Consider the following 25822-nt stretch of genomic DNA (forward strand, 5'->3'; position numbering starts at 1 on the left):
TTCACTTCCCCCAGAACGGATCGCGATTCCGGTGCTTCTCGAGGTACATGTTCAGCGCCTCGATCTCGTCGCCCGGGAGGTCGTCGGTCAGCTCCTGTTCGAGGATCTTCGCGTGCTTTTCGGGGATCTCCGTCCACAGCTCGTCGCCCTCCTCGATCTGGCGGCCGACCGTGGGGCCGTCGATCGCGATCGAGACGCGATCGCCGCGGCGGGCCTCGTCGACGTCCTCGCCCTGGTCTTTGATGCCGCTGAGACCGCCGATGCGTTCGGGCTCGCTGCCGGTGAAGCGCACGACGTTCGAGTTGTTCTTGAGCGTCCCGGCGACGACCTCGACGCCGACGACCGCGGGGTCGGACTGCCGGAAGGTGTGGTCGGGGAGGATCTGGAACCTGGCGGGACGGGAGATGTTCTCGAAGATCTGCTCCTGCTGGGCTTCCTCTCGCTCCGTGACGAAGGCGTCGTACTCGTCGATGAGCTGGTAGATGACGTCGTCGGCGAACAGATTGACGTCGGCTCGCTCGATCTCCTCCCTGGCGTCGTCGAGCACGTCGACGTTGAACGCGAAGATGGAGCTGTGGCGTGGCTCGTCGGCGGTCTCGGCGACGGCGACGTCGCGTGGTGCGACGTCACCGACCTCCGCGCGAACGATCGGGATTTCGGCTTCCTCCGCGGCGTTCGCGATCGCTTCGAGGCTGCCGAGCGTGTCTGCCTTGACGACGACGCCCTCGTCGGCCGCCTCGACGGCGACCTCGGCGAGTTCCTCTTGGACCTCGCGCAGGACCTGCTCCACTGGACGATCCCGGACGACACGGAGGGGAGCACCGGCCATCGCGTCGTCGAGCTCCGGCGCGGCGACCTTGATCCCCGCCGCCGCGACGGCGGAGTCGACCTTGTCGAAACGGCTGTCGGTGCGGATCTCCGCGAGGGGTTTGGGCTGGAGGAGCGCGCGCACGTCCGTCACGATCGGGTCGTCCTGGCTTCCGACCACGATCGTGTCGCCGGGCTCGAGCTTGCCGTCGTAGAGCACGACGTCGATCGTCGCGCCGAACCCTTTCTCCTCCTTGACCTCGAGGACGGTGCCGACGCCGGGGCCCGTCGTGTCGATCTCCATCGCCTCGCGCATGTAGCGCTGGGAGAGCCCCATCATCACGGCGAGGAGGTCCGGAATGCCCTCTCCGGTCTCGGCGGAAACCGGCACCACGCCGACGTTTGCCTGGAAGTCCTGCACGCGCCAGTACATGTCCGCGGAGAAACCCGCGTCTGAGAGCTGGCCGATGATCTCGTAGAGCCCCTCGTCGAGATCGGAGCGGACCCGGTCGCTCTGAGCGTCGTAGCTCTGCTGGATCGGCGACCCCTCCTTCGGTCGCCAGCCCGGCACGGTGTCGACCTTGTTCGCCGCGACGACAAAGGGCGTCTCCGTGCGACGGAGGATGTCCACCGCCTCCTCGGTCTGGGGCTGGAAGCCGTCGTTGACGTCGACGACGAGGACGGCGATGTCCGCGAGGGCGCCACCGCGAGAGCGGAGCGTCGAGAAGGAGTGGTGACCCGGGGTGTCGATGAACAGCAGACCGGGAAGGTCGAAGTCGTCGGGATCGACGAGTGCGCCCGCGATCCCGGAGATCGTGTCGAGCGGGACGGCCGTGGCGCCGATGTGCTGGGTGATCGCGCCGGACTCGCCGGCTGCGACTGCCGAGCCACGGATCTCGTCGAGGAGGCTCGTCTTGCCGTGATCGACGTGCCCGAGCACGGCGACGATCGGGGTGCGGAGCTGCTCGTCGCCGTCGGGTGTGGGTGTATCTGCCATCGTTGACCTGCAGAAACTGCTTGTCAGTGGGGAGCAAAGCTGCGGCATTAACTCTTTTCAACTGCCGAGGGACGAACGCGGCGCTGGCGGCGCTCGGTAGTTCGAAAAACGGGGATCCCTGGCCAGCTACTCTAGCGCGACGAGAGCGGCGATAGAAGAAGGGGCAGCAGGCCAGGCGGCGACAGAGAAACGGACGGCACGGGCGGCACCGACGGCGGTACGATTACTCCTCGTAGGCGAGGTTCATGATCCACTGCGAGAAGGCGTCGCTCTGTGGATCGACCTCCTCCTCGCCGATAAACGGCGAGAGCATGTCGCCGGCCATCAGCAGGGAGAAATCGAGGTCGCGCGCGACGGGAGCGATGTAGTAAGTGTTGTGCCCCTCGTAGACGGCGTCTTCGCGGTCGACGAGCCCTTTCTCGTAGAGGGACTCGACGATTCGGCTCCCCTTTCGCGAGGAAACGTCCAGTTCCTTCCAGAACTCGCTCTGGTGGATCCCCCCGGTCTCACGGACCAGCTCGAGGCCGGCACGCTCCTCCTCGGAGAGCTCCGTCTCCGCAGCCGTCGCGCTCACGGCGCACCACCCGAGAAATCGCGGTCGCTGAGCATACGTATGTACACTGACCGCCGTGGAGTTACTTAACCCCTCCTGTCGAGGAAGGAAGCTGACAGCTCGACGGAGTCGTACTCGGTCTCACAGGGCGGCCCATCTGCGAAGCTGTAGGTCGCCCGGCCGTCGGCGTCGATAGAGACCAGCGAGGACGATCGCGTGCCGAACTCGTCGCGATGGATGCACGCCTCGAACTCGTGATCGCGGAGCAGCGACGCGGCATCGTCGAGCCAGGGGGCGGCCGTCCGCGAGGCGTCGGTTTCGCTCGCAGGGGACGGTCCCGAACCGGCAGCCGCGTCGACTGCTGGCGGTGCATCGACGCCCGCGTCGGTGGTCGGCGGTTCGTCGTCAGTGAGGCGCTCGACCAGCGCGTCGCGGAGCCGGACGGCTCGCTCGTCGGCGTCGCCGATTCCGGCGTTGACGATCACGTGGACACCTGGATCGAGATCGTCGACGCGAAGGGCACCGTCCCACTCGAGATACACCGCTCGCTCGGCGTCGGCCACCAGGAGGTTGAATCCGGCGTAGCCGTGGGAAGCGACCTGCTCGCGCACGATATCGGCAGCCGCCGTCGCGTCAGGAGCGCCGAGCGCGTCGCGAACCAGGAGCCCTCGCGACCGTTCCGCCGGGAGATCCGGCGGACCGTCGGCGGTCCAGCGGTTCGTAATTGCGACGAACAGTCCCCGCTCGGTGACGCCGATCCAGGTCCCGCCGGCCTCGGTGTCCTGGGGCGCAACGATCTCCCGTTCGCCGTCGAGAACGCGGGGCGGCAACGACTCGCGACCGAGCGCTTCGTCGCGGTTGGCGGCGACGGCGATCGGCGCGTCGGCGAGCGCTTGCCACGCGAACGCGATCGTACACACGAACTACTCTAGGGCCGTCGGGAGCGTAAGTCTGTGGTCGCCGAGCGAGGCAGCTGGCTGGACGCAGTGAGCGACGAGACGCTGGCCGGAACGGCAGTAGAAAGAGCGACTACGCGTCGACGTCGTGGTCCGGGTCGTCCTCGACCTCCCGCTTGAGCGACTCGCGGCGGGACTTGGCGTCGCGGCCGGTCGCTGCCTCGAGGAAATCGTTCTTGAGCGAGACGGCCTCTTCGGCGTACTCGAGTTCCTCCGGACCGAGGTCGGCGACGTCGCGCTCGTGGAACTCGACCGCGATCTTGTCCTTCTTCGAGCCGTACTCGGTCTTGCCGACGACGATGCGTTCGAAGACGGGGTTGTCCGGCTCCTCGACGACGTTGAGGTCGTTGCCCTTGTAGGACTCCGTGTCCGTGATCGGTCCGAACTCCTCTTCGATCGTGGCCTCCAGGTCTGGCATCCGTTCGTCGAGGTACTCGCCGCGGCGCATCTTGTACTCCTTCATGGTGGATGTGTCCTGCCCGGATCGGTATACCTGTTGCGCTCTCCGGGCCACGACCCGTCTGGATCTACCGCTCCGTCGGCGACTCCATTGGTCAAAACCCCGGGACAGCGATGGAATCTACAGGAGCGGCTGGAGCTCCGAAAAGGGCGGAAACCAGAGCGTCTCTTCTGCCGCTGCATCCCGAACAGCTGGCCGGAACCGTCGGACGTCCTGGAGCAGTGGCGAGGACTGATCCCCACTCGTAGCGCCGTTCAGGACCGTTCCGCGCGCGAGGCGATTGAACGCTGGCAGCACGAACACCGACGCGCTGGAGTCCGGTGCCGGCCCGTCGAGGTAGCAGGCGTGGCGCTGGCCCTCGATGACGATGGCAGGGTGTTCGTGGCCGATCACGTACCGATCTGCAGCGAGGATTTCGTCGGCAAGCGAGGCAGCGTCCGCTGTCTCGGCACCCACGCACTCTGCGACCACCGACGGATGCTCGTCGCCGTGGAGGACGACGGTGCCAGTCCCGAGCGCGACGGCCTCGACGATCTCGGCCTCGGCAACGGTCTCGAGCATACCGTCGTGGTTGCCAGCGACGAACACCAGTTCGACGCCGGCGTCGGCGGTTACGGATTCGACCGACGCCAACGACTCGGCGGCCGATTCGGACACCGAATCGAAGGCGTGCAACACGTCGCCGGCGACGACCAGCCGCTCGGGAGCGAACCGCTCTAGCAGCGCCGAGATGCGCTGGGGGACGCGGCGTCGCTCGCCAAGGGGCAACTCGACGTTGGATTTGGCGTCCCGCCCGAGGTGCAGATCGGCACAGACGAGTGCCTCGTCGTCGGGGAAGTAAGCGGCTCGATCGCAGAGCTCAGGCGTCGTCATCGGCGTTCGGGCGCCGGCTGGCGTCGGTGGGCACCCCATCGTCGCTGCCGCCGTCGGGCTGCACGTCGTCGGGATCGCCGGACGCGGTTCGGATCCCGTCCCCGGTAGCGCCGCCGTCACCGGTGCCTCTGGCGGCGTCTGCTCCGCCGGCAGTGGAGCTTGGTTGCCCGATCGCCGCAGCGAGATCGACCTCCGAGTTCGTCAGGACGTAGAGCACCTCCTCCAGTGGCTGCACGACTTCGGGCACGAGCCGGATCACGATCAGCGTGATCGCGATGAGCGCGACGACGGAGAGCGACTGCGAGATCAGGTGATGGGAGATGAAAAACGACGTGTGCACGTCGCCGCCGCCCAGGGTCGTGGCAATCGTCTCGAACCGTGGGCCGCCGAACCAGCCGAAGGGGGCGGCGAGGCCGACGAAGATGTTCCGGAAGAGATTCAGAACGTAGATGATTCCCGTTGCGGCGATGAATCCACCGAGTTTCCTGCGGAGCGGAGCCTGGACGGCAGCGGTCAGGCCGCCGAAGATCGAGATGGAGCCGAGGCCAGTACACGCGAGCACTATGTACGTCCCGTAGCTGTCCTCGGGGCGGCTCGCGAAGGTGAAACGGCTGTCGTAGCCGTTCGCGCCCTCCGTGAGCCAGACGTCGTAGCCGAGCAGCTCCATCCCCCACGCGGACTGCTGGGCGACGGACTCGATGAGGAACACTTTGACCACGTCGATCGTCGCGACGGGAAGATAGATGAGCCCCATGCAGGCGATCGCCCGCGAAACGACGAGCAGCGAGTCCCGCCCGTCAAGCAGGAGATATGCCGCGTAGAGTGAGAGTGGAAGTGCTGCGAGACTCAGCACGCCCTCCAGCGGGCTCCCGAACTCGACGTAGAAGTAGTGGAACATCGAGAACCAGTAGACCCCGAACAGGATCCAGCCACCGGCGACGATCGGTACTGCCAGCGAGCGGCGGTCGGTCACCTCGAGGACCGCACCAGCCAGGAACGCCAGAATCGATAGCCAGATCAGCGGCGTGGAGTAGCCACCGAGTGCTTCCAGAAAACCGACGGCGGAGACCATTGCGTTGGACGCGAATCGGTGCTCGCCGGCCAAGAAGCTGACGACTCCCACGATTCAGCTAAGAGGGTTCAGTGGCGGCACTGACTGGGCCCGGGACCGGCCGGAGTGCTCGCCGTCAAATCGTCGTCGATAGCCATCCACGTACCAGACAACTCGGAAATTATATACAGATTGTATCGTCGATACCCCCACAGTAATTTTACCGCTGTACCCCGAATTTTCGACTCGACATTGTCCACAGATCACAGAACAAAAATGAAAATTGTCACAATATCGTCGGGGAGGCCGTGGACTGATCCCAGCCGGAGAACGCCAGTGAGAACGTCGTCGAAACGCCGTCGGGCATCCACACACGCGTGAGCAACTCTGATGAGAGAGGGCCGCTGAACGTCCCGCTCTCGACGCCCGGAGAGAGCCGAGTGAAGCGGTGGCTGTTGCTGACCGGCGGCCGACTGACCGTCACGCTCGTTCTCATGATCGGGGTCTTCGGCGTCATCCTGGTGCTGTCACTCGTCAAACCGGTCGGGATGCACGACCTGCTCAACGAGACGAACGCCACCCAGCGACTGTTCAGTTCCCTGCTCAGCGGCGCGATACTGCTCGTTTCGGTCGTCGTCTCGATCAACTCCGTCGTGCTCTCCCAGGAGATCACCGACCTCGAGAACCAGGAGGAACGGATCGAGGCATCGCTGGATTTCCATCGGCGAATCGAGGGGTTCATCGAGGCCGACGTGACGCCAGCGCGGCCGGCGGATTTCATGGTCGCCGTACTCTATGGCATCTCCGTTCAGCTCCGTGAGCTGACCAGCGTGGCCGCCGACAGTACCAACGAGGAGTTCAGGGCCGACGTGGAGACGCTCACCACAGAGATCTCCGAAGCGGTACAGAACGCACGCTGGGCGCTCGAGGATGCCGATATGGGGGCCTTCGAGGTGCTCCTCGCCGGGCTGGACTACGAGTACTCCGAACAGCTCCACGCGATCCGAGGGCTCAAACGCAAGCACGCCGGCGAGCTCACCGACGAAGAGGGCCAGGCGATCGACGAGCTCATCGACGTGTTACAGCACGTCGGCACGAGCCGCGAGTATTTCAAATCGCTCTACTACAAGCGGGAGCTCGCCTTCCTCTCGAGCCGGCTGCTCTACGTCGCTCTGCCGGTGATCGTGTTCACGTCATACGTCATTCTCGCCGTCGACGCGCAGATGTTCCCGTCGGTCTCCTTCTATGGACTCACGCCGCTGCTCCTCAGTATCATCTTCGCCTACACCGTTGCACTCGCTCCCTACCTCGTTCTGACGTCCTACATCGTGCGGTCGGTGTCGGTGACCCTGCGGACCCTCGCTGCAGGGCCGTTCATCCTCCAGGAACAGAGCGACATCGAATCCCTGGACTGGGACGTGCCCGAGCCCACGCGCGACTGGGCGCTGGTCGGGACCGAGGAGTACCTGACCGAGGAAGTCGACGAAGCGGTGGAGGAGGATACCGGCAGTGAAGGCGATGAAACGATCGATGAGAGGACCGACGAAGGGACCGATGAGATGGCCGATGGCGGGTAATCGATACAGGCCCCGTCGGAAGCGATCGTCGCGACCGAACGCCCACGGGGCTTTCCGGGGAGACAACGTCTTAATACCGGAGTGGGCTACGCCGGAGCGTGGCGGTCCCCAACCCCCTCCGCTGGCTCCTGCTGGCGGTCGGCCGCTGGCTCTCCGACCTCGAGCTGGTCGACCGGGAGCGGATCGAGCGGACCACGGATCTCGCGTGGCCGCGGATACTCACGGGGATCGCGCGCATGTCGAAATCCGTCGCCGACGTGGCGATGGTCGGGCTCGCGATCGGCCCAGCAGCCATCGCGGGCGTCGGCTTCGGCGGCGCGTTCTGGGGACTCGCGTTCGCGCTGGGCGGCGGCGTCGCTGGCGGTACGATCTCGCTGGTCTCCCAGCGGTACGGTGCGGAGGCCTACGACGAACTGAGTACGGTCGTGACCTGCTCGGCGGTGGCTGCCCTGCTCATCACGATCCCGATCGGGATCCTCTTCGCCGCGATTCCCGAGACGCTGATCGAGCTCGTCGGTAGCGGCTCGAGCGAGGCCTCCATCGAGTACGGTGCGGACTACATTCGAGTGCTCGCGGTCGGCGTGCCACTCGCCGGACTGAACCTCATCGGATCGCGTGCCCTCGTCGGTGCCGACGACGCCTGGACGCCGATGCTCGTCCGGGGTGGTGGCGCGATCGTCAACATTGGGCTCAACGCGACGTTCATCTTCGGGCTCGGAATGGGCGTGACGGGCGCCGCGCTCGGCACGGTGCTGGCGAACGTCCTCGTCGCGGGCACGTTCGCCGCCGGAATGCTCCGGGGCAGCCTGCCGTGGATCGGTGAGTTCCCTGTGACCGTCTCGCTCCGGAGCGCGCCCATCTTCGATCGGGACATCCTCCGGGACCTCGTGCGAATCGCGAGCCCGCTGGTCGTCTCGAACACGGCCGGCAACGTCGCTCGCTTCCCGCTGCTCTTCCTCGTCGGGCAGTTCGGCGAAACCACCGTCGCGGCGTACGTCATCGGCCGGCAGGTCCGGAACCTCCTGAACACGCCCGGCTGGGGGTTCAGCCTCGCATCGTCGAGCCTCGTGGGCCAGGAGCTTGGTTCGGGCGACGAGAACGAGGCAGGGCTCTACGGCCGCGACATCCTCCGACTGGCGGTCGCGACGTACGTGATCGGGGCGGCGTTAGCGGTGATCTTTGCCCGCCCGATCGCGATGGGGTTCGTCAACGAGGCGTCGACGCTCCCGCTCGCAACTAAGTTCGTCAGGGTAGCGGCGCTGAGCGTGGTGTTCTGGGGCGTTAGCGGTGCGGCCACCGGGCCGCTCCGGGCGAGTGGCGACACTCGATGGCCGTTCTACGCGAACCTGCTGGGCCGGTATGGGTTCGCGATCCCGCTGGCTGCACTTGGCGCGTGGACGCCGCTGGCGCTCTGGGGGATCTACGCGTCCATCCTCGCGGAGACGATCGTGCCGGCCGCGGTGAACTACCACCGGTTCGCGACCGGCGAGTGGAAGGCGATTTCGCGGGAGTTCCGGCCCGAGGCGGCGCCCAGCGACGACTGAAAACTGGGATTCCGGGGCGCCGTTTGTCGACTTTAGGAATCGCCGTCGAGTAGCTCGCCGAGAATCCGCTTCAGATCGGCGGCGTCCGTCGCGACGTAGTCCGCCTCTGCCAGCTCGACGTCCTCGCCGAGCGCGAATCGGATCACCGTCGCGCCAGCCGCGGACGCCGCCCGGACGCCGTTCGTCGAGTCTTCGATCACGACGCACTCGCTGGGATCGAGGCCCAGCTGCGCCGCTGCGTGCTCGTAGACGTCCGGCGCCGGTTTTCCCTCTCCGGGGGCGTCGAACGCGCTCAGTTGGACGTCCAGCGGGTCGAGATCGAACCGGTCGACGACCGCCTGGATCCAGTCGCCGCGGGCCGAGGAGACGATTCCGACGGGGAGCCCGCGTTCGCGCACGAATTCGAACAGCTCGTGGACGGCGGTGTCGGCGTCGGCCTCCTCGCCGTAGAGGTCGATCGCGCGCTCTTCGAGGAGCTCCTCGTAGTAGGCCATGTCGCGGTCGAGACCGTAGTTCGCCTCGAGGTCGGCGATCGACTCGGGATAGCTCCGGCCGCGAACGTCGTCACGGGATGGCTCGCCGTCGATGGCGTCGCTGAACACCGCGGACTCCCAGAGCTCGTGCCAGTGGGACTCCGTGTCGACCAGAACGCCGTCCATGTCGAAGAGGACGGCACGAAACTCGCTCACACCCCGCCTTTCCACCGCGGTCGCTTGACGCTGGCGATCCCACGGACCCGCGAGCAAACTGGGGACTGTAGCAGCCCGTGACCCAGACATTCTGGGAGGGACTGGAAGGGGCCGACCGCTGGCGGGATCTACCGAAGTAAGCACTGCAGTGAGGGAGCGTAGCGACCGAGCGAAGCGCACAGCGAGTTAGATCCCGCCAGCGGGAGGGGGCTTCCAAGCTGTTTGCGGTCGCCGTCGTGCAGTACCAAGCTGAAGCAGGCGTCCCTAGCGGGAGATTCAAACGAACGGACTCCCTACGAATTCCTAGATGCGGCTCGACGAGTTCCTCGACGACTTCGACCGCGACCTCGACGCCGAGAAGCGGCGGCTCGCGGAGGAGAAGTCCTACGCCATCACGGACCACCTCGATACCGTCGAGACCAGATTCAACGACGTGCTCTCCGACGACACGCTCGTCGGCTCGACGTCGCCGGAGATCTTCGTGGGCCGATCGGGCTATCCCAACATCTCGACGGGTGTTCTCTCCCCCGTCGGCGACGAGGAGCAGGCCGGCGAGTACGCGACGAGCGGCCAGTGGTACGACAACGGACTGGGCGTGAGCGAGGTTCTCCAGCGCCGAACTGGCATGCTCAACTCCCAGGGGCGCGCAAACGTCACGGACGCCGCCGTCGACGACGTCTGGGATGGTGTCGTCGGGGCGCAGCGTGAGGTCGCGATCGCCGATCGGCCGGTCGGCGTCGAGATCGGGCTCGACGACAGCCCGGAGATCGACCTCACGACCGACGCGGTCGCCACGCCGACCGGACCGAATGCGAACGCCGAGCGCGTCGATCTCACGGAGAACCCCTACGTCCCGCGGGCCGTGAAGAAGACCCTCGAGGACGACGACTGGCAGGCCCAGGGGGCGATGAACTACCTCTGGCAGCGCGGGTTCGACGTCTACGAGATCAACAGCATCCTCTCGGCAGGCGCGCTGGGTCAGTCGGCCAACCGACGGCTCGTCCCGACTCGATGGTCGATCACCGCGGTCGACGACACCGTCGGGCAGTTCATGCACGGGCAGATCCGGAACAGCACGAGCGTCGACGAAGTCGAAGTCTGGTACAACGAGTACGTCGGCAACCGCTACTGGGTCGTGCTCGCGCCGGGGCAGTGGGAGTACGAACTGGTCGAGATGAAAGGACCGGGCAGCGTCTGGAACCCCGACGAGGCCGAGTACTTCCTCGCCTCCGCCAGCGAAGGGTACGAGGGCCGGACCGGCTACGTCGACGAGACCGCCGGCGCCTACTACGCCGCTCGACTCGGCGTCCTCGAAGAGCTCGTCGAGCGCGACCGCCAGGCCAAGGTGCTGGTCCTCCGGGAGGTCACCGACGAGTACTGGGCACCCGTCGGCGTCTGGCAGGTCCGCGAGGCAGTTCGCAACGCCTTCGGTGACGGCGTCATGGACCGCCCGGCCACCGCGGAGACGTTCCACGACGCCGTGCAGGGGGTGTCCTCGGAGCTCCCCGTGCAGATGGAGCAGCTCCGTCGGAAATCCGAGATGGTCGCCGGCGTCCAGTCCCAACTATCGGCCTACGAGTGACCGGCCACCGACCGGGACAAGCGAAGACTGGCCCGTTTCGGTCGCAGAAGCTCACCGCCAGGATAGCGGATCGCGAACCCCAAACGAATACGGTCCTCCACCGAGCAACGAGTGGTATGGAGCAGCTATATATCGCGGCAGGCGGGGCGGGGCTCCTCGTCCTCCTACTCTTCTTCCTGGTCGTGCTCCGTCGCCGTTCCAGCGACGTGGCGGCGTCGAAGCGCGCCCACGAGGAGGCGCAAGACCGAGAGCCACCCGTCGAGATCGGCGAGCAGTACGAGTTTGCGATCACGGAGTTCACTGACCACCACTCCGGCGAGCAGGTCGCCGTGGGGAAAGTCGAGGGGTTCGTGCTGTTCGCTGGCGACGTCCCGAGCGGTGCGGGCGAGGGCGACGTCGTTCGCGCACGCGTAGATTCGTTCAACCGCGGCCGGACCTCCGCCGACGCGACGGTCGTGAGCACGGCCTGACAGATCTGGCGGTTCTCGCCGACCGATGCCGGTGTCCAAGCGGCGGAGCTTTCGGCTGTTCGACTGTCGCCGGCTCCCGTGCGTTCAAGGTCACGGCCGGTGAGCATCGCGTATGGTCGATCTCGATGCACGTGCAGACCGGCTCGACGAATTTCTCGATACAGCAGGACTCGACGCGATCTGGTTCGCGCGGCCGAACGGATTCGCGTGGCTGACAGGGGGTTCGAACGTCGTCGATCGCGACGGCGACGTGGGCGTCGCCGCTGCGGGGTACGACGGAACGTTTCGCGCAGTCACCGACTCGATCGAGGGCCAGCGCATCCGCGACGAGGAAGTTCCCGACGCGTTTGCCATCGAGGAGTTCACCTGGTACGACTCCGACCTCGCGACCGAACTCGCAGAGCGATCGCCGACGCCGGCAGCAGCCGACTTCGACGTACCAGGGTTCCAATCGCTCGACGCTAGCGCGGTTCGACAGCCGCTGAACGAGGACGACGTCGAACGGTATCGCTCGCTCGCGCGGGACACCGCCGACGCCGTCGAAACAGTCTGCCGATCGCTCGATTCCGACGACGTAGAGGCCGACGTCGCGGTGGAGCTGACCGCGGCGCTGCGCCGTCGCGGGATCGAAGCCCCGGTCGCGCTCGTCGGGGGAAGCCGCCGGGCACAGCGCTATCGCCATTACACCGCCAGAGATGACGCGCTTGGGGAGTACGCACTCCTCTCGGTGACCGCCCAGCGCGAGGGGCTCTACGCGTCTTGCTCGCGAACCGTCGCTTTCGATCCGCCCGAGTGGCTCGCCGAGCGCACCCGAGACGCTGCTCGCGTCGAAGCCACCGCGCTCGCCGCGACGCGAGCCGCGGCGAACGGCGACTATCCCGCCAACGACGCAGCCACAAACGGACCCGGAACTGCCGGTGACGTCTTCGGCGCGATCCAGGACGCCTACGCCGCCGTCGGGTACGAGGGCGAGTGGGAGCGCCACCACCAGGGCGGTGCCGCGGGCTTCGCTGGACGGGAGTGGATCGCGACCCCGGACGCCACCGATCCGGTCCACGCGCCGATGGCCTACAGCTGGAACCCGACCATCCAGGGCGCCAAGAGCGAGGACACACAGCTCGTGACCGCCGATCGCATCGAGCCCCTGACCGTCACCGGCGACTGGCCGACGATCACCGTCGAGTCCGTTGGGGTGCCTGGCGTGCCCCAGATCGAACTCGAACGGCACGCGCCGCTGTAGTCCGTCTACAGATCCTCGCGGAACGCCAGACAGATCGGTTCCGTGATCGAGAGGGTGTCGCCCGTGGCCGAAAGCGAGCCGTCCGTGGCGTCGACGGCAAACGTGACGATCTCGTCGGTGTGACGATTCTCGACGAACAGGTGGCTGCCGTCCGGGGTCAGCGCGACGTCGCGAGGCCACTCGCCGCGAACGGGCTCGTTCGCGATCCGCTCGACCGCGCGACCGTCGGCCCCGCCGAGGTCGAAGATGGTGATCGAATCGTGGCCGCGGTTCGAGCAGTAACACCAGTTTCCGGAGGGATGGACCGCAATGTCGGCGGTGTAGCTCTCGGCTCGCTCCTCGTCCGGAAGATCACCGGGGAGCGCGTCGACGTACTCGAGGGGATCGAGCGCGCCGGAGGACCCCTCGCGTGCCAGCACCGTCAACGTCGAGTCCAGTTCGTTGAGCAGGTAGGCGGTTTCGCCGTTCGGGTGGAAGGCCAGGTGGCGCGGGCCGGCGCCGGCGTGAATCTCGACGGGGGGCTGGGCTGCTGGCTCGAGTAGACCGGCCTCGCGATCGAGCTCGTAACACCAGATCTCGTCGGTGCCGAGGTCGGGTGCGTAGACGAACCGATCGTCGGGCCCAGGGACGATCGAGTGGGGATGGGCATCGTCCTGGCGCTCGGTATTCGGGCCGGAGCCCTCGTGCTCGATCAATTGGGCTCGCTCGCCGAGGCTGCCGTCGGGCTCGATCGGAAACAGTGAGACCGAGCCGCCGGTGTAGTTCGCGGTGAAGGCGAACTCGCCGGCCCGATCGACGCTGACGTAACACGGCTCCGCTCCGCCGGTCGGGTGGCGGTTCAGCTCGACGAGCCCGCCATCGTCTGCGATCGCGACCGTACGGATCTCACCACCGTCGTGATCGAGGACTGCGTAGGCGTGGTCACCATCTGGTGCCACGGCGAGAAACATCGGTGCCGGAACAGCCAGCGAGTCGGCCGTCTGGAGCGAGCCGTCGGTTCGCTGGATTCCAACGAGTCGACCGGAATGTTCGTCACCGAACGAGCAACAGAGAGCGTCGGGAATCGTCGACATACCATCCAGTTCGACGAGCCGGACAATCAATGGAGGGGAACCGTGGACAGATTGGCCGTTCCACGCCGGTAGGCAGAGCCACCGGACGTGGACGGGGATCTATTCGGCGCCTAGCTAAATCCCGTCCCGACGTACGGTGACTGCATGACCACAGTCAAGATCGTCAAAGTGCTCGGAACCTCCGAAGAGTCGTGGGATCACGCCGCAGAGGAGGCCGTCCGGACGGCCAGTCACACGATCGAGGGCATCTCCGGCGTCGAGGTGGAAGACCGGACGGCGACGGTGGAGGACGGAGAGATCGTCGAGTTCAAAACGACGCTGGAGGTCGCATTCCCGGTGCAAGAACAGTAGTAGCGAGGACGATCGAACGACGGAGTGGAATGGAGGGTCGAACGCGAGAGTGAATCTGACAATCGAACGCAAGGAGAAATGGACGACGATCGAACGGACCAGACGCACCGACGCTGCCGCAGGAATCAGTCGCTGATGAACTTGTTGTCCCGCCAGTTGACGCCACTCTGTGCGGCGTCCTCGTCGGCAGGCCCTTCGACGACTTCGATGCTCGAGGGGCGCTCGTCGCCCTCGACGATGCGCCAGGAGTCGAGTTCGCCGTCGTCGCAGGTGATCGCGGTCAGCGTGCCTTTCTCGGAGATGAGTGCGATCTCGCGGAGCACCTGGAACATCTCGTACTGGAGCTGCGTGTTCTGGAGCACGGTCTCGCGGTCGCCCTTGAACGCGGCGTACTCGACGAGCTCGGACTCGATTTCTTCTTCTTCCTCGTCGCCCCAGCTGGGGCCGCCCTGGCGTCGGCGGACCTCTTCGGGGTCCTCCTCGTAGACGCGGTTCTCGACGACGCTGGCTTTGAGCTGTGCCGTCGGCGTGTACTTGCTGATCGAGGTGTCCTCCGCCGTGGCGCTGAGAATGAGCGTGTTGTTCCGTCGGGTGACGTCGACGTCGGCGACACCCTCCGGGAACTCGCCGTCGTCCATGAGTTCGTGGACGTCCTCGAGAGGCAGTTCAAGGGTGGAGTGGAGCCGGTAGACGCTCGCTGTGTTTTCCGATGACATGATTGGGGTGAGAGCTGCGGCAGGTAAGCGGTCGATCGATACTAGGGCTCGGGAACTTATAGTGGCTACCATTCGTTACGGCAGAAAACCTGTTGGGAAAAGATAGCAGAGGCAAGCCAACGGCTCGCACGCTGGGGAGTAACGTCGGCCTGTGATCCACCTGGCGACGCGTAATCGTGGAAAACGATCGGCGAGCCGTGACACATCTGGACCGGCGATCAGACAGCCGGGATTTCGACCGACCGCACTCCGGACGACCTCGTACGCTCGGGTTACTCGCCGGCGACGGAGATGACCTGCAACAGCGAGTAGACCGGAACGCCCTCGATTTCGTCGACGCCGCTCTTGTCGACGAGCACCATGCAGGCGACGGGCTCGCCGCCCTCGTTGCGGATCGCCTCGACCGTCTCGGTCATCGTCGTGCCGGAGGTGATCGTGTCGTCGACCACGTAGCACTCGCGGTCGCGGATACCGGCGAAATTTCGCGAGAAGGTGCCGCCGTGGTCCTCGATGTCCCCTTCCTCCCACTGGTGTTTGCGCGGGGCGTAGGCGCCGAGGTCGGTGTCGAGAATGCGCGCGACGCTCGTCGCGAGCGGCACGCCGGCTTTCTCGATGCCGATCGTGAGGTCGACGTCTTCGGACTCGCTTGCGAGCATGTCCGCCATCGCCGCGCCGAGGTGGTTCAATCGCGTGCTGTCCCGGCCGAAGGCGCTCCAGTCGACGTGGATGTCGCTGGCGCTCGAGGAGACGACGTCCGCGGCGCTCGCGTTCGTGCCGCCGCGCTCGACCAGCCAGCTCGCCGTCTCGCGAGAGACGTTCAGTTCGTCCGCGATCTCGCCCTTGGAGAGCCCCTGCTCGGCGAGCTCCGAGGCGCTGTCGATGAGGTCGTCGACGTTCTTCATCTCGTCGAGAGTTCGACGGCCGTTTTTATAGTCGTGTTGCTGTCGTCGAACGCTGCGTCGAGCTCGTCCGTACCGTAGACGCCGGTGATCACGTCGTCGATCAGCCAGTCCGGCAGCGCCTGTAGATCCTCGATTGCACCCTCGAAATGCCGGACGTGGGAGTTGACGGAGCCGATCAGCGCCTTGTTGTGGAGCACGAGCTCCTCGTGGAGTGCGCCGCCGTCGATCTCGAACTCCCAGCTCCCCGGGATGCCCAGCAACGCACCGACGCCGTTGGGCGCGAGCGCCTCGATCGTCTGGAACGCGTGTGGAGCGTACCCCGTCGCTTCGTAGACGAGATCCATCGACTCGACGGTGTCGGGCAGTTCGTCGACGGCCGTCTCGCGAGAATCGACGTAGGTCGCGCCGATTGCCTCGATGATGTCGACCGTGGGATCGGGACGGTCCCGGCGACCCAGACAGTAGCTCCGGTCGATGCCCTCGGTGTGCTCGAACATCCCCAGCGTCAGTAGGCCCAGACAGCCGTTGCCCAGCACCATCGCGCTCTCGGGGTTCCACTCGAAGGACGAGCGCGAGGCGTAGGACAGCTCCAGGGCCTTCTCCGTGATCGACAACGGCTCGACGAGGAAGCCGATGTCGGTCAGTTCGGGCGGCAACGGGACGAGATACTCGCCGGGGCTGGTGAAATACTCCGCCATGAAGCCGTGCGCGCCCACGATCCCCCGTTCCTGGTACTGCCCCGACGGCGTCATGTCGGGCTCCCCGCGCGCGAAGAATTCGTTGTCTTCCTGGCCCTCAGGCGCCCGTCGAACCGTCGGCACGACGACGTCGCCCGCCTCGAACCTGGTGCCATTCGGATCCTCGACGACGCCGACGGCCTCGTGTCCGAGCACGAGGTGATCTTCACCCTCCGGGAACCCGCCGTGACCACCGCCGAGCACCTCGTGATCGGTGCCGTCGACGCCGACCCGGAGCGTCCGAACGAGCGCTTCGCCCGCGGCAGGCTCCGGACGAGGTTTCTCCATCAGCGTCGGCGTCTGCTCCCCCTCACGAACTGCGACGACCTTCATGCGACACCGATGCACATGCCAGAGGGTAAACGTTTGTATTCAGATCGTAGTAAATCGGCGATCGGCACGCAATCACAGATATGGAACGGTAGTATGCACACGGAACGAGGTTGAACAGACGGCACGGGATCGCAACAAGAGACAGGAGGACGAACCAGCGACAAGAGATTCCCCCACAGCGGGTCGATTACTGTTCCGTTCGCCAGGCGCGGACCGCCTGGATTGCCCGCTGTGCGATCTCCGCGACGTCGGCGTCGAGCTCGTCGTCGCTCGCCAGCGTCTCGACGTCGAACCACTCCCAGGCCTCGGCGGGCTCCTCGTCGTCGGCCGGGTCGATCGAGCGGTCCGGCGCGGCCGCGTAGTAGACCAGGTCGACGTGCTGGTGTCCGACCTCGGCGTCGGCCGTGCCAGCCTCGCCGTGGACATTCACGTCCGCGAGCTGGAGGTGCTGGGGCTGGGGTAGCGGCTCGACGGTCGGCGACCCGATCTCGTCCTGCTCGGCGACGAGCGTCGCGTCGAGTCCGGTCTCCTCCGCGACCTCTCGAAGCGCTGCCTCGTGAGGAAGCTCGCCGCGATCGACGTGGCCGCCCGGTGGTAACCACTTCCCAATCCTGTCGTGCAAGTGGAGGGCGACCGCGCCCTCGGCAACGACGTAGGTCGTCGCAGTGAAATGTCGCGTCGTCTCCATGGGATCGGTTCTGGATGCGAGTGGTATGCTCGTTGTGGTTGGCAGCGGGTGGCAGCAGATCCGGTGACAGCACTGCGTCCCTCGCGGTACGACCCCCTGCGACGCTCCTGGCACCCCGCCGCCGGTGGCAATGGTACTCGGATTCGGAGCAATGGTCCCGGAAGCAATCCTTTTCCCGGGTTGCGACGCGACCTGTACCATGGAGCAGTACGACCGCCTCTATCGGCTCTACGCGGAGTTCGACACCGGGCGGCTACGCGACCACCAGGCGTTCGTCGACCTGTTCCCCGCGCTGGACTCCCGGGTAGCACTGGAACACTGGGAGGCGGTCAGCGAGGCGCTTGCCGAGCAGAAATCCGCGATCGTCGAGTCGTTCGTGAGTGACGCCCCGCGGTCCCTCGCCACGCGACCCGACATCGCCGCGACGGACAATGAGACGGCCGCCGTCTACGCCGAGATCGCTGCGCGGGCCTCCCGCGATCAGGCGTTTACGGCACTCGACCTTCTCACGACCTACGATCGGGCGGTGAACGTGCTCGTGCTCGACGTCGACGAGACGCTCCGCTCGGCTGGGAGCACGGACAACGAGATACCGCGAGAGACGCTGCACCTCCTCACCGAGTTTCACGAGATGGGCGTCCCGATCGTCGTCTGTACGGGCCAGACCCTCGAGAACGTCAAGGGGTTTCTCATCCAGGGGCTGGGTAGCGAACTCGTCCACTCCGGCGATTGCTCCATCGTCTACGAGTCCGGCAACGGCGTCTTCACCCCGGGCCACGGCGCGGACTCGAAGCGGCTCCTCTACGAAACGCTCGACGAGACCGTCGTCGCGATCTTCGAGGGCGTCCGCTCCCGGCTGTTTCGAGACGCGCCGGCCGACCTCCGCCGGGGATCGCACCTCCAGGGCAACGAGTTCAACGTGACCGTCAAGCCCAACGCCGCGACGGGGTCGGATCGTGCTCGGGAGCTGATCGACGACGCGCTCGTCCACCAGATCGACGTGCTCGGCACGGTCGCGGCCGAGCAAATCGCCGCGAACGAAGCCTCGGATGCGGCCACGAACTCGTCCAAGAACGCGTCCAAGAACGACGCCGCTGTCGATTCGACCGATTCCATCGAGTCGATCGACCCCACCGAAGCCAGCGAGTGGGCCCGCGCGGCGTACGCAGCCGCTGACCCCGAGATCCGCGCCGTCCTCGACTCTCGCGACGCGATCCCGGATCGCGACCTGGCAAACGCGCCCTCGTCACTCACCGCCGTCCTCGAGCGCATCGACGTCGCCTACTACGAGGCGGACGCCGCGGAGCTGACCAGTCGCGAGCTGACCAAACCCGACGGCGTGGCGGCTGCCTACGACGTGCTCGGCATCGACGACCCGTTCGCGCTCGTGATGGGCGATTCGAAGACCGACCTCCGGATCATGGAGTGGGTCGGCGCCGAGAACGCCGGGATCGCCGCGGCGCCAGACCACGCCTCCGAGGACGTCCTCGCGCACGTCCACTCGACGGACGAGCTGGTGTTCGACCGCGGCGACGCTGCGGATATGCTCCGGATCGCGTACGCGCTGGATCGACTGGCGGCGCTTGAAGCCGACGAGTAGGACGAGGTGCCGGTGGCGGTCGAAGTTGGGCGAGGTGGGGCGAGGTGGGGGAAGGTGGGGGAAGGTGGGGGAAGGTAAGGCGAGGTGAGGTGAGGCGAGCTGTGGCGAGGTGAGGCGAGGTGAGGTGAGGTGAGGCGAGCTGTGGCGAGGTGAGGCGAGGTGAGGTGAGGTGAGGCGAGCTGTGGCGAGATACGGGAAAGCGGTCGAGAAGCGGGATCGGATCCGGGTGGGACCGTCTGAAATCCTCAGTTCCGGAGCCGACGCTGATCCCCAGTCCCGGCGGTCATCGCACTGGCGACGGCGCCCTTGACGACGACGTCCTCGCCGAGCGTGGTCAGTTGTACGTCGGGGATGTTGGTGAACACCATGTCGTCGAGGCGCTCCCGGATCGGCTGGAGCGTGAGTTCGGGGTTGTTCATCGCCACGGCACCGCCGACGTAGATAACGATCGGCGCGTACGCGTGGACGACGTTCGTGACGCCCATCGCGTTCCAGTGGGCGATCTGGTCGACGACGTGGTCGGCGAACGCGTCGGAGCCAGCGTGTTCGAAGATGTCGGCAGCGGAAAAGTCGGGATCGTCGAGCGGAACGGCGGTGTCGATCGGATCGTCGTTGTGGAGAAATCGTGCGTAGGTCGGGATGTTGTTCCCCGAACAGTAGGCCTCCCAGTGGCCGTCGGAGCCACAGCCACAGGTGAGATGGCCCTGTGGGTCGAGCATCATGTGACCGACCTCGCCGGCGTTGCCGTCCCAGCCGTCGAGGACGTTGCCGTCGACGCAGACGCCCGCACCGATCCCCGAACTGATCGTCAGGTAGACCATGTCGTCGGGGTTGCGGTCGCTGAAGAATCGCTCGCCGATGACTCCGGCGTTTGTGTCGTTGTGGAGGTAGACGTCCTCGCTCTCGATGAGGTTCCCGATCGGCCCCGTCAGTGGAATGGTGCCGATATTTCCGGGGAGGTTCGCGGGATCCTCGATCGTTCCTTCGGCGAGATCGAGGGGACCGATCGAGCCGATCCCCGCAGCCACGATGTCCACGGGATCGACGCCGGCACGATCGGCCGCCGTCCGTAGCGCGTCGAGGATCTCCTCGGTCACCGCGATCCCGGTCGGCCCACGGGGCGTGGGTCGCTCGTCTTCGCCGATGATGGTGCCCTCGTCGTCGGCGACGGCGACGTGCGTGTTCGTGGCGCCCAGGTCGACGCCGGCGAAGTACATGTCACACCAAGGGGTGCCCCTCCACTTAAGCGACGTTCTTCGCTCCCGAGTGACGATTTAGGGCGGCGTCGAGTGAGCCCAGCGAGTCCGAACACTGCGTAGAATAGATGCACCGCTGGAGGGCCGGGACCGGCGATCAGTCGAACTCGGGGAGGTCGTCCGGCGCATCGTACTCGCTCTCCCAGTCGACGTAGCTGGCTTTGAGCACGTCACAGACGATCTGGCCCAGCTCCGCGAGCTCCGCGTTGATCGTCGAGGCGCGCTCCCAGGTGTTCAGCTCCGGGTGGATGTCCATCTCCTTCCAGTTCTCGGGCACGCCCGGCGAGTGGTAGCCGACGCGGTCGGCGAACGCGTCCCAGAAGAAGTCGTACTCCTCGAAGAGGCCGAGATCCTCGACGACGGCGAAGGTGTCCTCGTCCATGTCCGTGTCGTCGCGCCACGTGTCGAAGGCTTCCTCCCAGGCGCCGCCTTCGAGGAAGTCCCCGAGTTCCTCCCGGCGATAGTCGCTGTCGGAGACGACCTCGACGTCCTCGTAGTCGTCGGGATCGATCGGTTCCAGTTCGGGCGGTTCGGGAGGGCCCACGTCGAGTGACATACCAGTTGCTACGCTCGGTTGGCGGATAAGGGTTGGCGGCGTCGGGCGTGTGATCCGCAGAGAATCAGACCGCAGTATCGGTTAGTCGGCGCGGAACTCGAACCGTGCGCCGCCTTCGGCGCTCTCGCCGACGGTCACGGTCCACCCGTGAGCCGTGGCGATGCGCTCGACGATCGCCAACCCGAACCCGGTGCCACTCTCCTCGGACGTGACGCCGGTCTCGAACACGGAGTCGCGCACGTCCGGCGGGATGCCGGGGCCGTCGTCCTCGAGGAGGAAGCCGTCGTCAAGCTGATCGACGCGGACGTGTACATCGGCCTGGCCGTGATCGATCGAATTGCGGAAGCAGTTCTCGAGAAGCTGGAGCAGCCGGTCGCGGTCCGCGGCGACCGTACACCCCTCGCAGACGACCTCCAGGGTCGCCGACTTCGTCGCCACGAACCCCCACGCGTCGCGGGCGACCGAACCGAGATCGACCGGGTCGGTGTCGCCCACGTCCTGGCCCTCTCGGGCGAGCAGGAGCATGTCGTCGATGAGTCGTTCCATCCGGTCGAGCGATTCGGCGACGATCGCGAGGTGCTCCTCCTCACCGGAGTCGGCAGCGAGATCCAGATTCCCCTGCGCGACCGTGAGCGGGTTCCGGAGGTCGTGTGAGACCATCGAGGCGAACGCGTCGAGCCGGTCGTTCTGCTGTTCGAGCCGGGATTCACGACGCTTTCGTTCGAGTTCGTACGCCATCCACTCGACGAGTAGCTCCACGAACGCCTCCTCGTCGGAGCGGAACGGCGTCTCCCGTGGCACCGTGTCGGCGAAACACAGCGTGCCGTAGATCTCGCCGTCGACGATCAGCTTCCCACCGACGTACGTCTCGAGGCCGAAGACGTCGTAGGCCTCCTCGGGAACCCACTCCGTCTCGGGGTTTCGCGTCGCCATGAGGTCGTCAGTCTCGATGGTTCGCTGACAGTAGGCCTCCGAGAGCGGGCAGGACTCGCCCCGTACCAGCAGCTCGTGGTCGCCCTGCACCTCGACCACGCGCTGGGTACCGACGCCGTCGGGCGCGTCGCTGGACTGCTCGATCTGCGTCAGGAAGCCGAGGCGAAGATCGAGGCGATCGCAGCCCAGATCGAGCAACCTGACGAGCTTCTCCTCGAAGGCCAGCTCCTTGTCGGCCGCGACGTCGTGGAGGTCCCGGAGCGCTTTCTCGTTTTTCGCGAGAGCGAGCTCCGTCTGCTTGCGATCGGTAACGTCCTCGAAGAACACCGAGAGTCCGGTCTCGCCGGGATACACCGCGACGGCGAACCAGGAGTCCAGAGGCTCGTAGTACCCCTCGAACTGCCGGGGCTCCCCGGTCGCCATTGCGTCGCGGAACTCCTCGTCGAACGTCGAGTCGAGCCCGCCGGGAAAGACCTCCTGCAGCGGCTTCCCGACGACCTCGGCTGCCTCGACGCCCAGGAGCGACTCGGTGTGTCGGTTGACGTGCGTCACGTGCCAGTCGGTGTCGATGGCGAAAAATGCCTCAGCCATCCGGTCTAGCAGCTCTTCACGATCCCAGCGGGCGTGGACCTCTTCGGTCACGTCTCGCGCGCTGACGACGTAGCCGTCGATAGAGCTCTCGACCGGATCCGTGACGGAGAGTTCCGCCCACCGCCAGGAGCCAGTTCCGTCGACGATTCGGCACTCCGATTGCTCCGTACTGTCGGGCCCGATCCGCTCGACGAGGGCGGCGATCTCCTCCCGATCCTCCTCGTGGACGAGATCGAGCGTCTGCTCTCCGACGAGTTCGTCGTCTTCGTAGCCAAATGCGCTCGAGACCGAGGGGCTCTGGTACACGATCCGCCCCTCTCGCCCGGTCACCAGAACCGCCTCGCTGATCGCTCCGAGGACGTCGCTCTCGAAATCGCCGTTCTCCACTCTCACTGGAGCGGCCCTCGAGGCCTGTGAACCCCCGTCGGCGCGATACACATGTGCTGACAAAACGGGATACGATGGCATAACAGTGCTGGCAGGTGTTGGAGGGTCCCGGTCGGCGTGGAGAGGTGACAGGCTGGATCACGGCGGAGATCGTTCGGAAGTCGCTTCGAGGGGCGCTTCGAAGATCCCACCAGTGCACGTGAGCCAGCGAGAAGACATGGTACAGGAGCGTCGGCACGCCTAAGTTCCGGCCGGGCGAACGTGGAGCCATGAAGGGTCGATCCGTCGCACTCGCGGCCGGCGCCGGCATCGCAGCGGTCGGGAACCGGGCGCTCGGTCGCGGCGGCGGGGAACTCCCGCCGGGGCTGCCTGGCGATCAGGACCACTACCGCTGGCGCGGCATGGACGTGAGCTACGCCGCGCTGGGCGATCCTGAGGATCCGCCTATCGTGCTGTTTCACGACGTCGGCGTCGTCGGTACCAGCCGGGAGTTCGTCGGCGTGGCGGAGACGCTCGCCGAGGACCACCGGGTCTACGCACCGGACATGCCGGGATACGGCCGCTCTGACCGCCCGCCGCTCACCTACTCCGCGAGCATCTACGAAGCGTTCGTGGGCGACTTCCTCGCGGACGTTCCGGCCAGCGACGACAGTCCTGCAGTCGTCGCGGTGGGTCTCGCCGGGAGCTACGCTGCGCTGGCCGCGCCGGGCGCCGACGTCGAGCAGCTCGTGCTCGTCACGCCGGTCGCGGACACCGGTAGTCAGTCGGTGGGACGGCGAGCGCTGCTCCGCTCGCCTGTCCTCGGGACCGCGATCTACAACGGACTGACGAGCGGTGGCGGACTGCGAAGCGGCGCCGTCGGAGCCCGGTTCTACGGTGCACCACCCGCGGAGTTCCTCGAGTACTGCTGGACGGCCGCCCACCAGCCGGGCGCGCGGTACGCTCCCGCCTCGTATCTCGGCGGCCACCTCGATCCCGGTATCGAGGTCGAGGCTGCGCTGGCGGACGTCGAAGCCGACGTCACCCTGCTCTGGGGCCGCGAATCGACCGACCCCTCGCTGGAGTCTGGCCGCGATCTGGCCGCCGCGACCGACGCGCGGCTGGTCGTCGTCGACTACGCGAAGCGGCTGCCACATCTCGAGCATCCGGCGGAGACGCTGGCCGCCCTCGAACTCGGCCTCGTGCCGCCGACCGTCTGAGCGACTTCAGAGTCGGTCGCCAGTTCAATTAGAGAGAACGCCGTGTAGGTGGAGTGCGGAGCGCGCTTCCTCAGACCGGACGGAACGCGACCAGCGGTTCGCCCGTCGTCTCCCGTTCGACGATATCGGGCGCCACGACCTGCCCGATCTCGACTGCTGCCGGATCGATCTCGCCGAGCTGCCCGGTGAGTCGAACGTCGCCAAAGTCGACGATAGCGACGACGTACGGCGCGTCGTCGGCGAAGCTCGGGATCGGCACCTGCGTCTCGGTGAACGTCGCGATCGTCCCGGTCTCGGGGAGTGCCTGCTCGGTCAGTTCGCCGCTACTGCAGTGGGGACAGCGACGGCGAGGCGGGAGCGAGCCGTGGCCGTTGGGACAGGCGAGATAGTAGCCTTCGCCATCCTCGAGGGCAGCGATCCACTCGTCGTAGCCCGCTTCGCCCGCGGAGTCGTCGGGATCGCTCATTCTGCCACCTCCACGACGTGGACGAACGCGCTCGCGACCGTTCCGCCGGCGTTGTGTGCGAGCCCGACGGTCGCGTCGGGGACGGCGTCGCTGTTGACGTGGTCGCCCCTGAGGAGTTGGGTCAGTTCCGCGATCTGGGCGGTGCCGGTCGCGCCGACGGGGTGGCCCTTGGCCTTCAGACCGCCCGAGAGGTTGATGGGGCGGTCGCCGGTCGCCGTCGTCTCGCCGCGCCGCGCGGCGCCGATCGCCTCGCCGGGCTCGTAGAAGCCCAACGACTCAAGAGCGAGCACCTCCGCGATCGTGAAGCAGTCGTGCACCTCCGCGAGTTCGACGTCGTCGGGACCGATCCCGGCGTCGTCGTAGGCTTCGGTCGCCGCATCCTCCGCAGCGGGCGAGCGCGCAAGGAACTCGCGATCGTGGAGCGCGAGGTTGTCGCCGCCCTGGCCGGTGCCGGTGATCGAAACCGGCGCGTCGACGTCGTTCTCGGCCACGTACTCGTCGCTGGCGAGGACGATCGCGCTCGCCCCGTCGCTGATCGGGCAGGAGTCGTAGAGACCCAGCGGCGCCGAGACCGTCGGCGCCTCGAGAACGGTGTCGACGTCGATCCTTTGTTGATACTGTGCGTGTTCGTTCTCGAGCGCGTTCTCGTGGTTCTTCACGGCGACGTGGGCGAGATCCTCGCGGCTGCCGCCGTAGGTGTCGAAGTAGGCGTTCGCCATCAGGGCGTACGCGCCGGGGAAGGTGACGCCGGCTCGAACCTCCCAGAGGTCGTCGGCAGCGATGGCGAGGGCCTCCGTCGCACCGTCGGTCCCGAGATTCGTCATTCGCTCGGCGCCGCCGACGAGCAGGAGGTCTGCCTCGCCGTTCCGGAGCGTCTGGACGGCGTGCCGGACCGCGGCGCCGCTCGACGCGCAGGCCGTCTCGAACCGCGTCGCCGGTGCCTGGATCCCCGCTGCCTCGGCCATCAGCGGTCCCTGGTGGCCCTGGTGCTCCGCGAGCGCGCCCATGAAGTTGCCGTAGTACAGCGCCTCGGCGTCCGTCCGCGGGACGCCGGCGTCCGCGAAAGCGGCGTCGCTGGCCTCGGCGAACATGTCACGCCCGGTTCGCTCGGGCGTCGTTCCGAACGGCGTGAGCCCCACGCCGACGATTCGTACCATGGGTCTGCGTAGCAGAGGGACCGGGTAAAGCGTGCCGCACTTATTTACCTGACACGTCTCGGCGAATCGTCCGACGCT

General features: G+C 66.5%; 25 protein-coding genes. 8 read left to right on the forward strand and 17 right to left on the reverse strand.

The features are described from left to right. Position 1 precedes the first annotated feature (1 nt). The 6 genes from infB to artA all read right to left on the reverse strand — a co-directional run bounded on the left by infB (position 2) and on the right by artA (position 5718). A complete protein-coding gene (infB, locus tag MXF70_RS00090) occupies positions 2-1804 on the reverse strand; it encodes a translation initiation factor IF-2 (protein WP_248516560.1) in 1803 nt (600 codons plus the stop codon). Between the two features lie 223 nt (positions 1805-2027). Next, the gene (locus MXF70_RS00095; protein WP_248516561.1) at positions 2028-2378 is read right to left on the reverse strand and encodes a helix-turn-helix transcriptional regulator; all 351 of its coding nucleotides are present in this window, start codon (positions 2376-2378) and stop codon (positions 2028-2030) included. 65 nt (positions 2379-2443) lie between these two features. Beyond that, positions 2444-3277: an NRDE family protein gene (locus MXF70_RS00100; RefSeq protein WP_248516562.1), complete on the reverse strand. Its 834-nt coding sequence runs from the start codon at positions 3275-3277 to the stop codon at positions 2444-2446. Positions 3278-3386: 109 nt separating this feature from the next. Beyond that, on the reverse strand, positions 3387-3776 hold the full coding sequence (locus tag MXF70_RS00105; protein ID WP_248516563.1) for a DUF5611 family protein: 390 nt from the start codon (positions 3774-3776) through the stop codon (positions 3387-3389). 117 nt (positions 3777-3893) lie between these two features. Further along, complete coding sequence (locus MXF70_RS00110; protein WP_248516564.1) at positions 3894-4646, reverse strand: metallophosphoesterase; 753 nt, start codon at positions 4644-4646, stop codon at positions 3894-3896. After that, positions 4633-5718 (reverse strand): archaeosortase A, encoded by a 1086-nt coding sequence (artA, locus tag MXF70_RS00115; protein ID WP_248516565.1) that lies wholly within the window; start codon positions 5716-5718, stop codon positions 4633-4635. Before artA ends, MXF70_RS00110 begins: the two co-directional genes overlap by 14 nt. 356 nt (positions 5719-6074) lie before the next feature. On the opposite strand from artA, the gene MXF70_RS00120 reads away from it, so the two are divergent. Together MXF70_RS00120 and MXF70_RS00125 are read left to right on the forward strand one after the other, a co-directional pair. Then, a complete protein-coding gene (locus MXF70_RS00120; protein WP_248516566.1) occupies positions 6075-7274 on the forward strand; it encodes a DUF7972 family membrane protein in 1200 nt (399 codons plus the stop codon). 98 nt (positions 7275-7372) lie between these two features. Further along, positions 7373-8818 (forward strand): MATE family efflux transporter, encoded by a 1446-nt coding sequence (locus tag MXF70_RS00125; protein WP_248516567.1) that lies wholly within the window; start codon positions 7373-7375, stop codon positions 8816-8818. 32 nt (positions 8819-8850) lie between these two features. On the opposite strand, the gene MXF70_RS00130 is transcribed toward MXF70_RS00125, so the two are convergent. Then, positions 8851-9507 (reverse strand): HAD family hydrolase, encoded by a 657-nt coding sequence (locus MXF70_RS00130; protein WP_248516568.1) that lies wholly within the window; start codon positions 9505-9507, stop codon positions 8851-8853. Between the two features lie 307 nt (positions 9508-9814). Here MXF70_RS00130 and nreA point away from each other — a divergent pair, with 307 nt between their 5' ends. From nreA to MXF70_RS00145, 3 genes are all read left to right on the forward strand, one after another. Next, a complete protein-coding gene (nreA, locus tag MXF70_RS00135; protein ID WP_248516569.1) occupies positions 9815-11089 on the forward strand; it encodes a DNA repair protein NreA in 1275 nt (424 codons plus the stop codon). Between the two features lie 116 nt (positions 11090-11205). Continuing rightward, positions 11206-11559, forward strand: a complete 354-nt coding sequence (locus MXF70_RS00140; protein ID WP_248516570.1) for a TRAM domain-containing protein — start codon at positions 11206-11208, stop codon at positions 11557-11559. A 112-nt stretch (positions 11560-11671) separates the two neighbouring features. Then, entirely contained in the window at positions 11672-12799 is a 1128-nt protein-coding gene (locus tag MXF70_RS00145) for a M24 family metallopeptidase (RefSeq protein ID WP_248516571.1), read from the forward strand. A 5-nt stretch (positions 12800-12804) separates the two neighbouring features. Here the strand turns inward: MXF70_RS00145 and MXF70_RS00150 are convergent, their stop codons facing one another. Further along, positions 12805-13872, reverse strand: coding sequence for a lactonase family protein (locus MXF70_RS00150; protein ID WP_248516572.1), 1068 nt, complete (start codon positions 13870-13872; stop codon positions 12805-12807). A gap of 144 nt (positions 13873-14016) precedes the next feature. Between MXF70_RS00150 and MXF70_RS00155 the strand changes: the two genes are divergently transcribed. Further along, positions 14017-14223, forward strand: coding sequence for a dodecin family protein (locus tag MXF70_RS00155; RefSeq protein WP_248516573.1), 207 nt, complete (start codon positions 14017-14019; stop codon positions 14221-14223). Positions 14224-14348: 125 nt separating this feature from the next. Here MXF70_RS00155 and MXF70_RS00160 read toward each other — a convergent pair whose 3' ends face one another. The 4 genes from MXF70_RS00160 to MXF70_RS00175 form a co-directional block, all read right to left on the reverse strand. Then, entirely contained in the window at positions 14349-14939 is a 591-nt protein-coding gene (locus tag MXF70_RS00160; protein WP_248516574.1) for a DUF7110 family protein, read from the reverse strand. 272 nt (positions 14940-15211) lie between these two features. After that, on the reverse strand, positions 15212-15841 hold the full coding sequence (gene gfcR / locus MXF70_RS00165; RefSeq protein WP_248516575.1) for a transcriptional regulator GfcR: 630 nt from the start codon (positions 15839-15841) through the stop codon (positions 15212-15214). Next, positions 15838-16911 carry a glucose 1-dehydrogenase gene (locus MXF70_RS00170; protein ID WP_248516576.1) on the reverse strand — a complete coding sequence of 358 codons (1074 nt, stop codon included), beginning with the start codon at positions 16909-16911 and terminating at the stop codon, positions 15838-15840. Before MXF70_RS00170 ends, gfcR begins: the two co-directional genes overlap by 4 nt. A gap of 187 nt (positions 16912-17098) precedes the next feature. Continuing rightward, a complete protein-coding gene (locus MXF70_RS00175; RefSeq protein ID WP_248516577.1) occupies positions 17099-17599 on the reverse strand; it encodes an NUDIX hydrolase in 501 nt (166 codons plus the stop codon). 199 nt (positions 17600-17798) lie between these two features. Between MXF70_RS00175 and MXF70_RS00180 the strand changes: the two genes are divergently transcribed. Continuing rightward, entirely contained in the window at positions 17799-19199 is a 1401-nt protein-coding gene (locus MXF70_RS00180; protein WP_248516578.1) for an HAD family hydrolase, read from the forward strand. A 245-nt stretch (positions 19200-19444) separates the two neighbouring features. On the opposite strand, the gene MXF70_RS00185 is transcribed toward MXF70_RS00180, so the two are convergent. The 3 genes from MXF70_RS00185 to MXF70_RS00195 form a co-directional block, all read right to left on the reverse strand. Beyond that, complete coding sequence (locus MXF70_RS00185) at positions 19445-20416, reverse strand: ROK family protein (RefSeq protein WP_248516579.1); 972 nt, start codon at positions 20414-20416, stop codon at positions 19445-19447. A 136-nt stretch (positions 20417-20552) separates the two neighbouring features. Then, positions 20553-21011: a DUF7992 family protein gene (locus tag MXF70_RS00190; RefSeq protein ID WP_248516580.1), complete on the reverse strand. Its 459-nt coding sequence runs from the start codon at positions 21009-21011 to the stop codon at positions 20553-20555. An 81-nt stretch (positions 21012-21092) separates the two neighbouring features. Beyond that, complete coding sequence (locus MXF70_RS00195; RefSeq protein WP_248516581.1) at positions 21093-22928, reverse strand: PAS domain S-box protein; 1836 nt, start codon at positions 22926-22928, stop codon at positions 21093-21095. Positions 22929-23191: 263 nt separating this feature from the next. Between MXF70_RS00195 and MXF70_RS00200 the strand changes: the two genes are divergently transcribed. Beyond that, entirely contained in the window at positions 23192-24121 is a 930-nt protein-coding gene (locus MXF70_RS00200; protein WP_248516582.1) for an alpha/beta fold hydrolase, read from the forward strand. Between the two features lie 70 nt (positions 24122-24191). Here MXF70_RS00200 and MXF70_RS00205 read toward each other — a convergent pair whose 3' ends face one another. Both MXF70_RS00205 and MXF70_RS00210 read right to left on the reverse strand, forming a co-directional pair. Further along, positions 24192-24587 carry a Zn-ribbon domain-containing OB-fold protein gene (locus MXF70_RS00205; protein WP_248516583.1) on the reverse strand — a complete coding sequence of 132 codons (396 nt, stop codon included), beginning with the start codon at positions 24585-24587 and terminating at the stop codon, positions 24192-24194. Beyond that, on the reverse strand, positions 24584-25744 hold the full coding sequence (locus tag MXF70_RS00210; RefSeq protein ID WP_248516584.1) for a thiolase domain-containing protein: 1161 nt from the start codon (positions 25742-25744) through the stop codon (positions 24584-24586). The genes MXF70_RS00205 and MXF70_RS00210 overlap by 4 nt, the downstream gene beginning before the upstream one ends. Between the last annotated feature and the right edge of the window lie 78 nt (positions 25745-25822).

The organism is Salinarchaeum laminariae, from assembly GCF_023204835.1.
Lineage (GTDB): Archaea > Halobacteriota > Halobacteria > Halobacteriales > Salinarchaeaceae > Salinarchaeum > Salinarchaeum laminariae.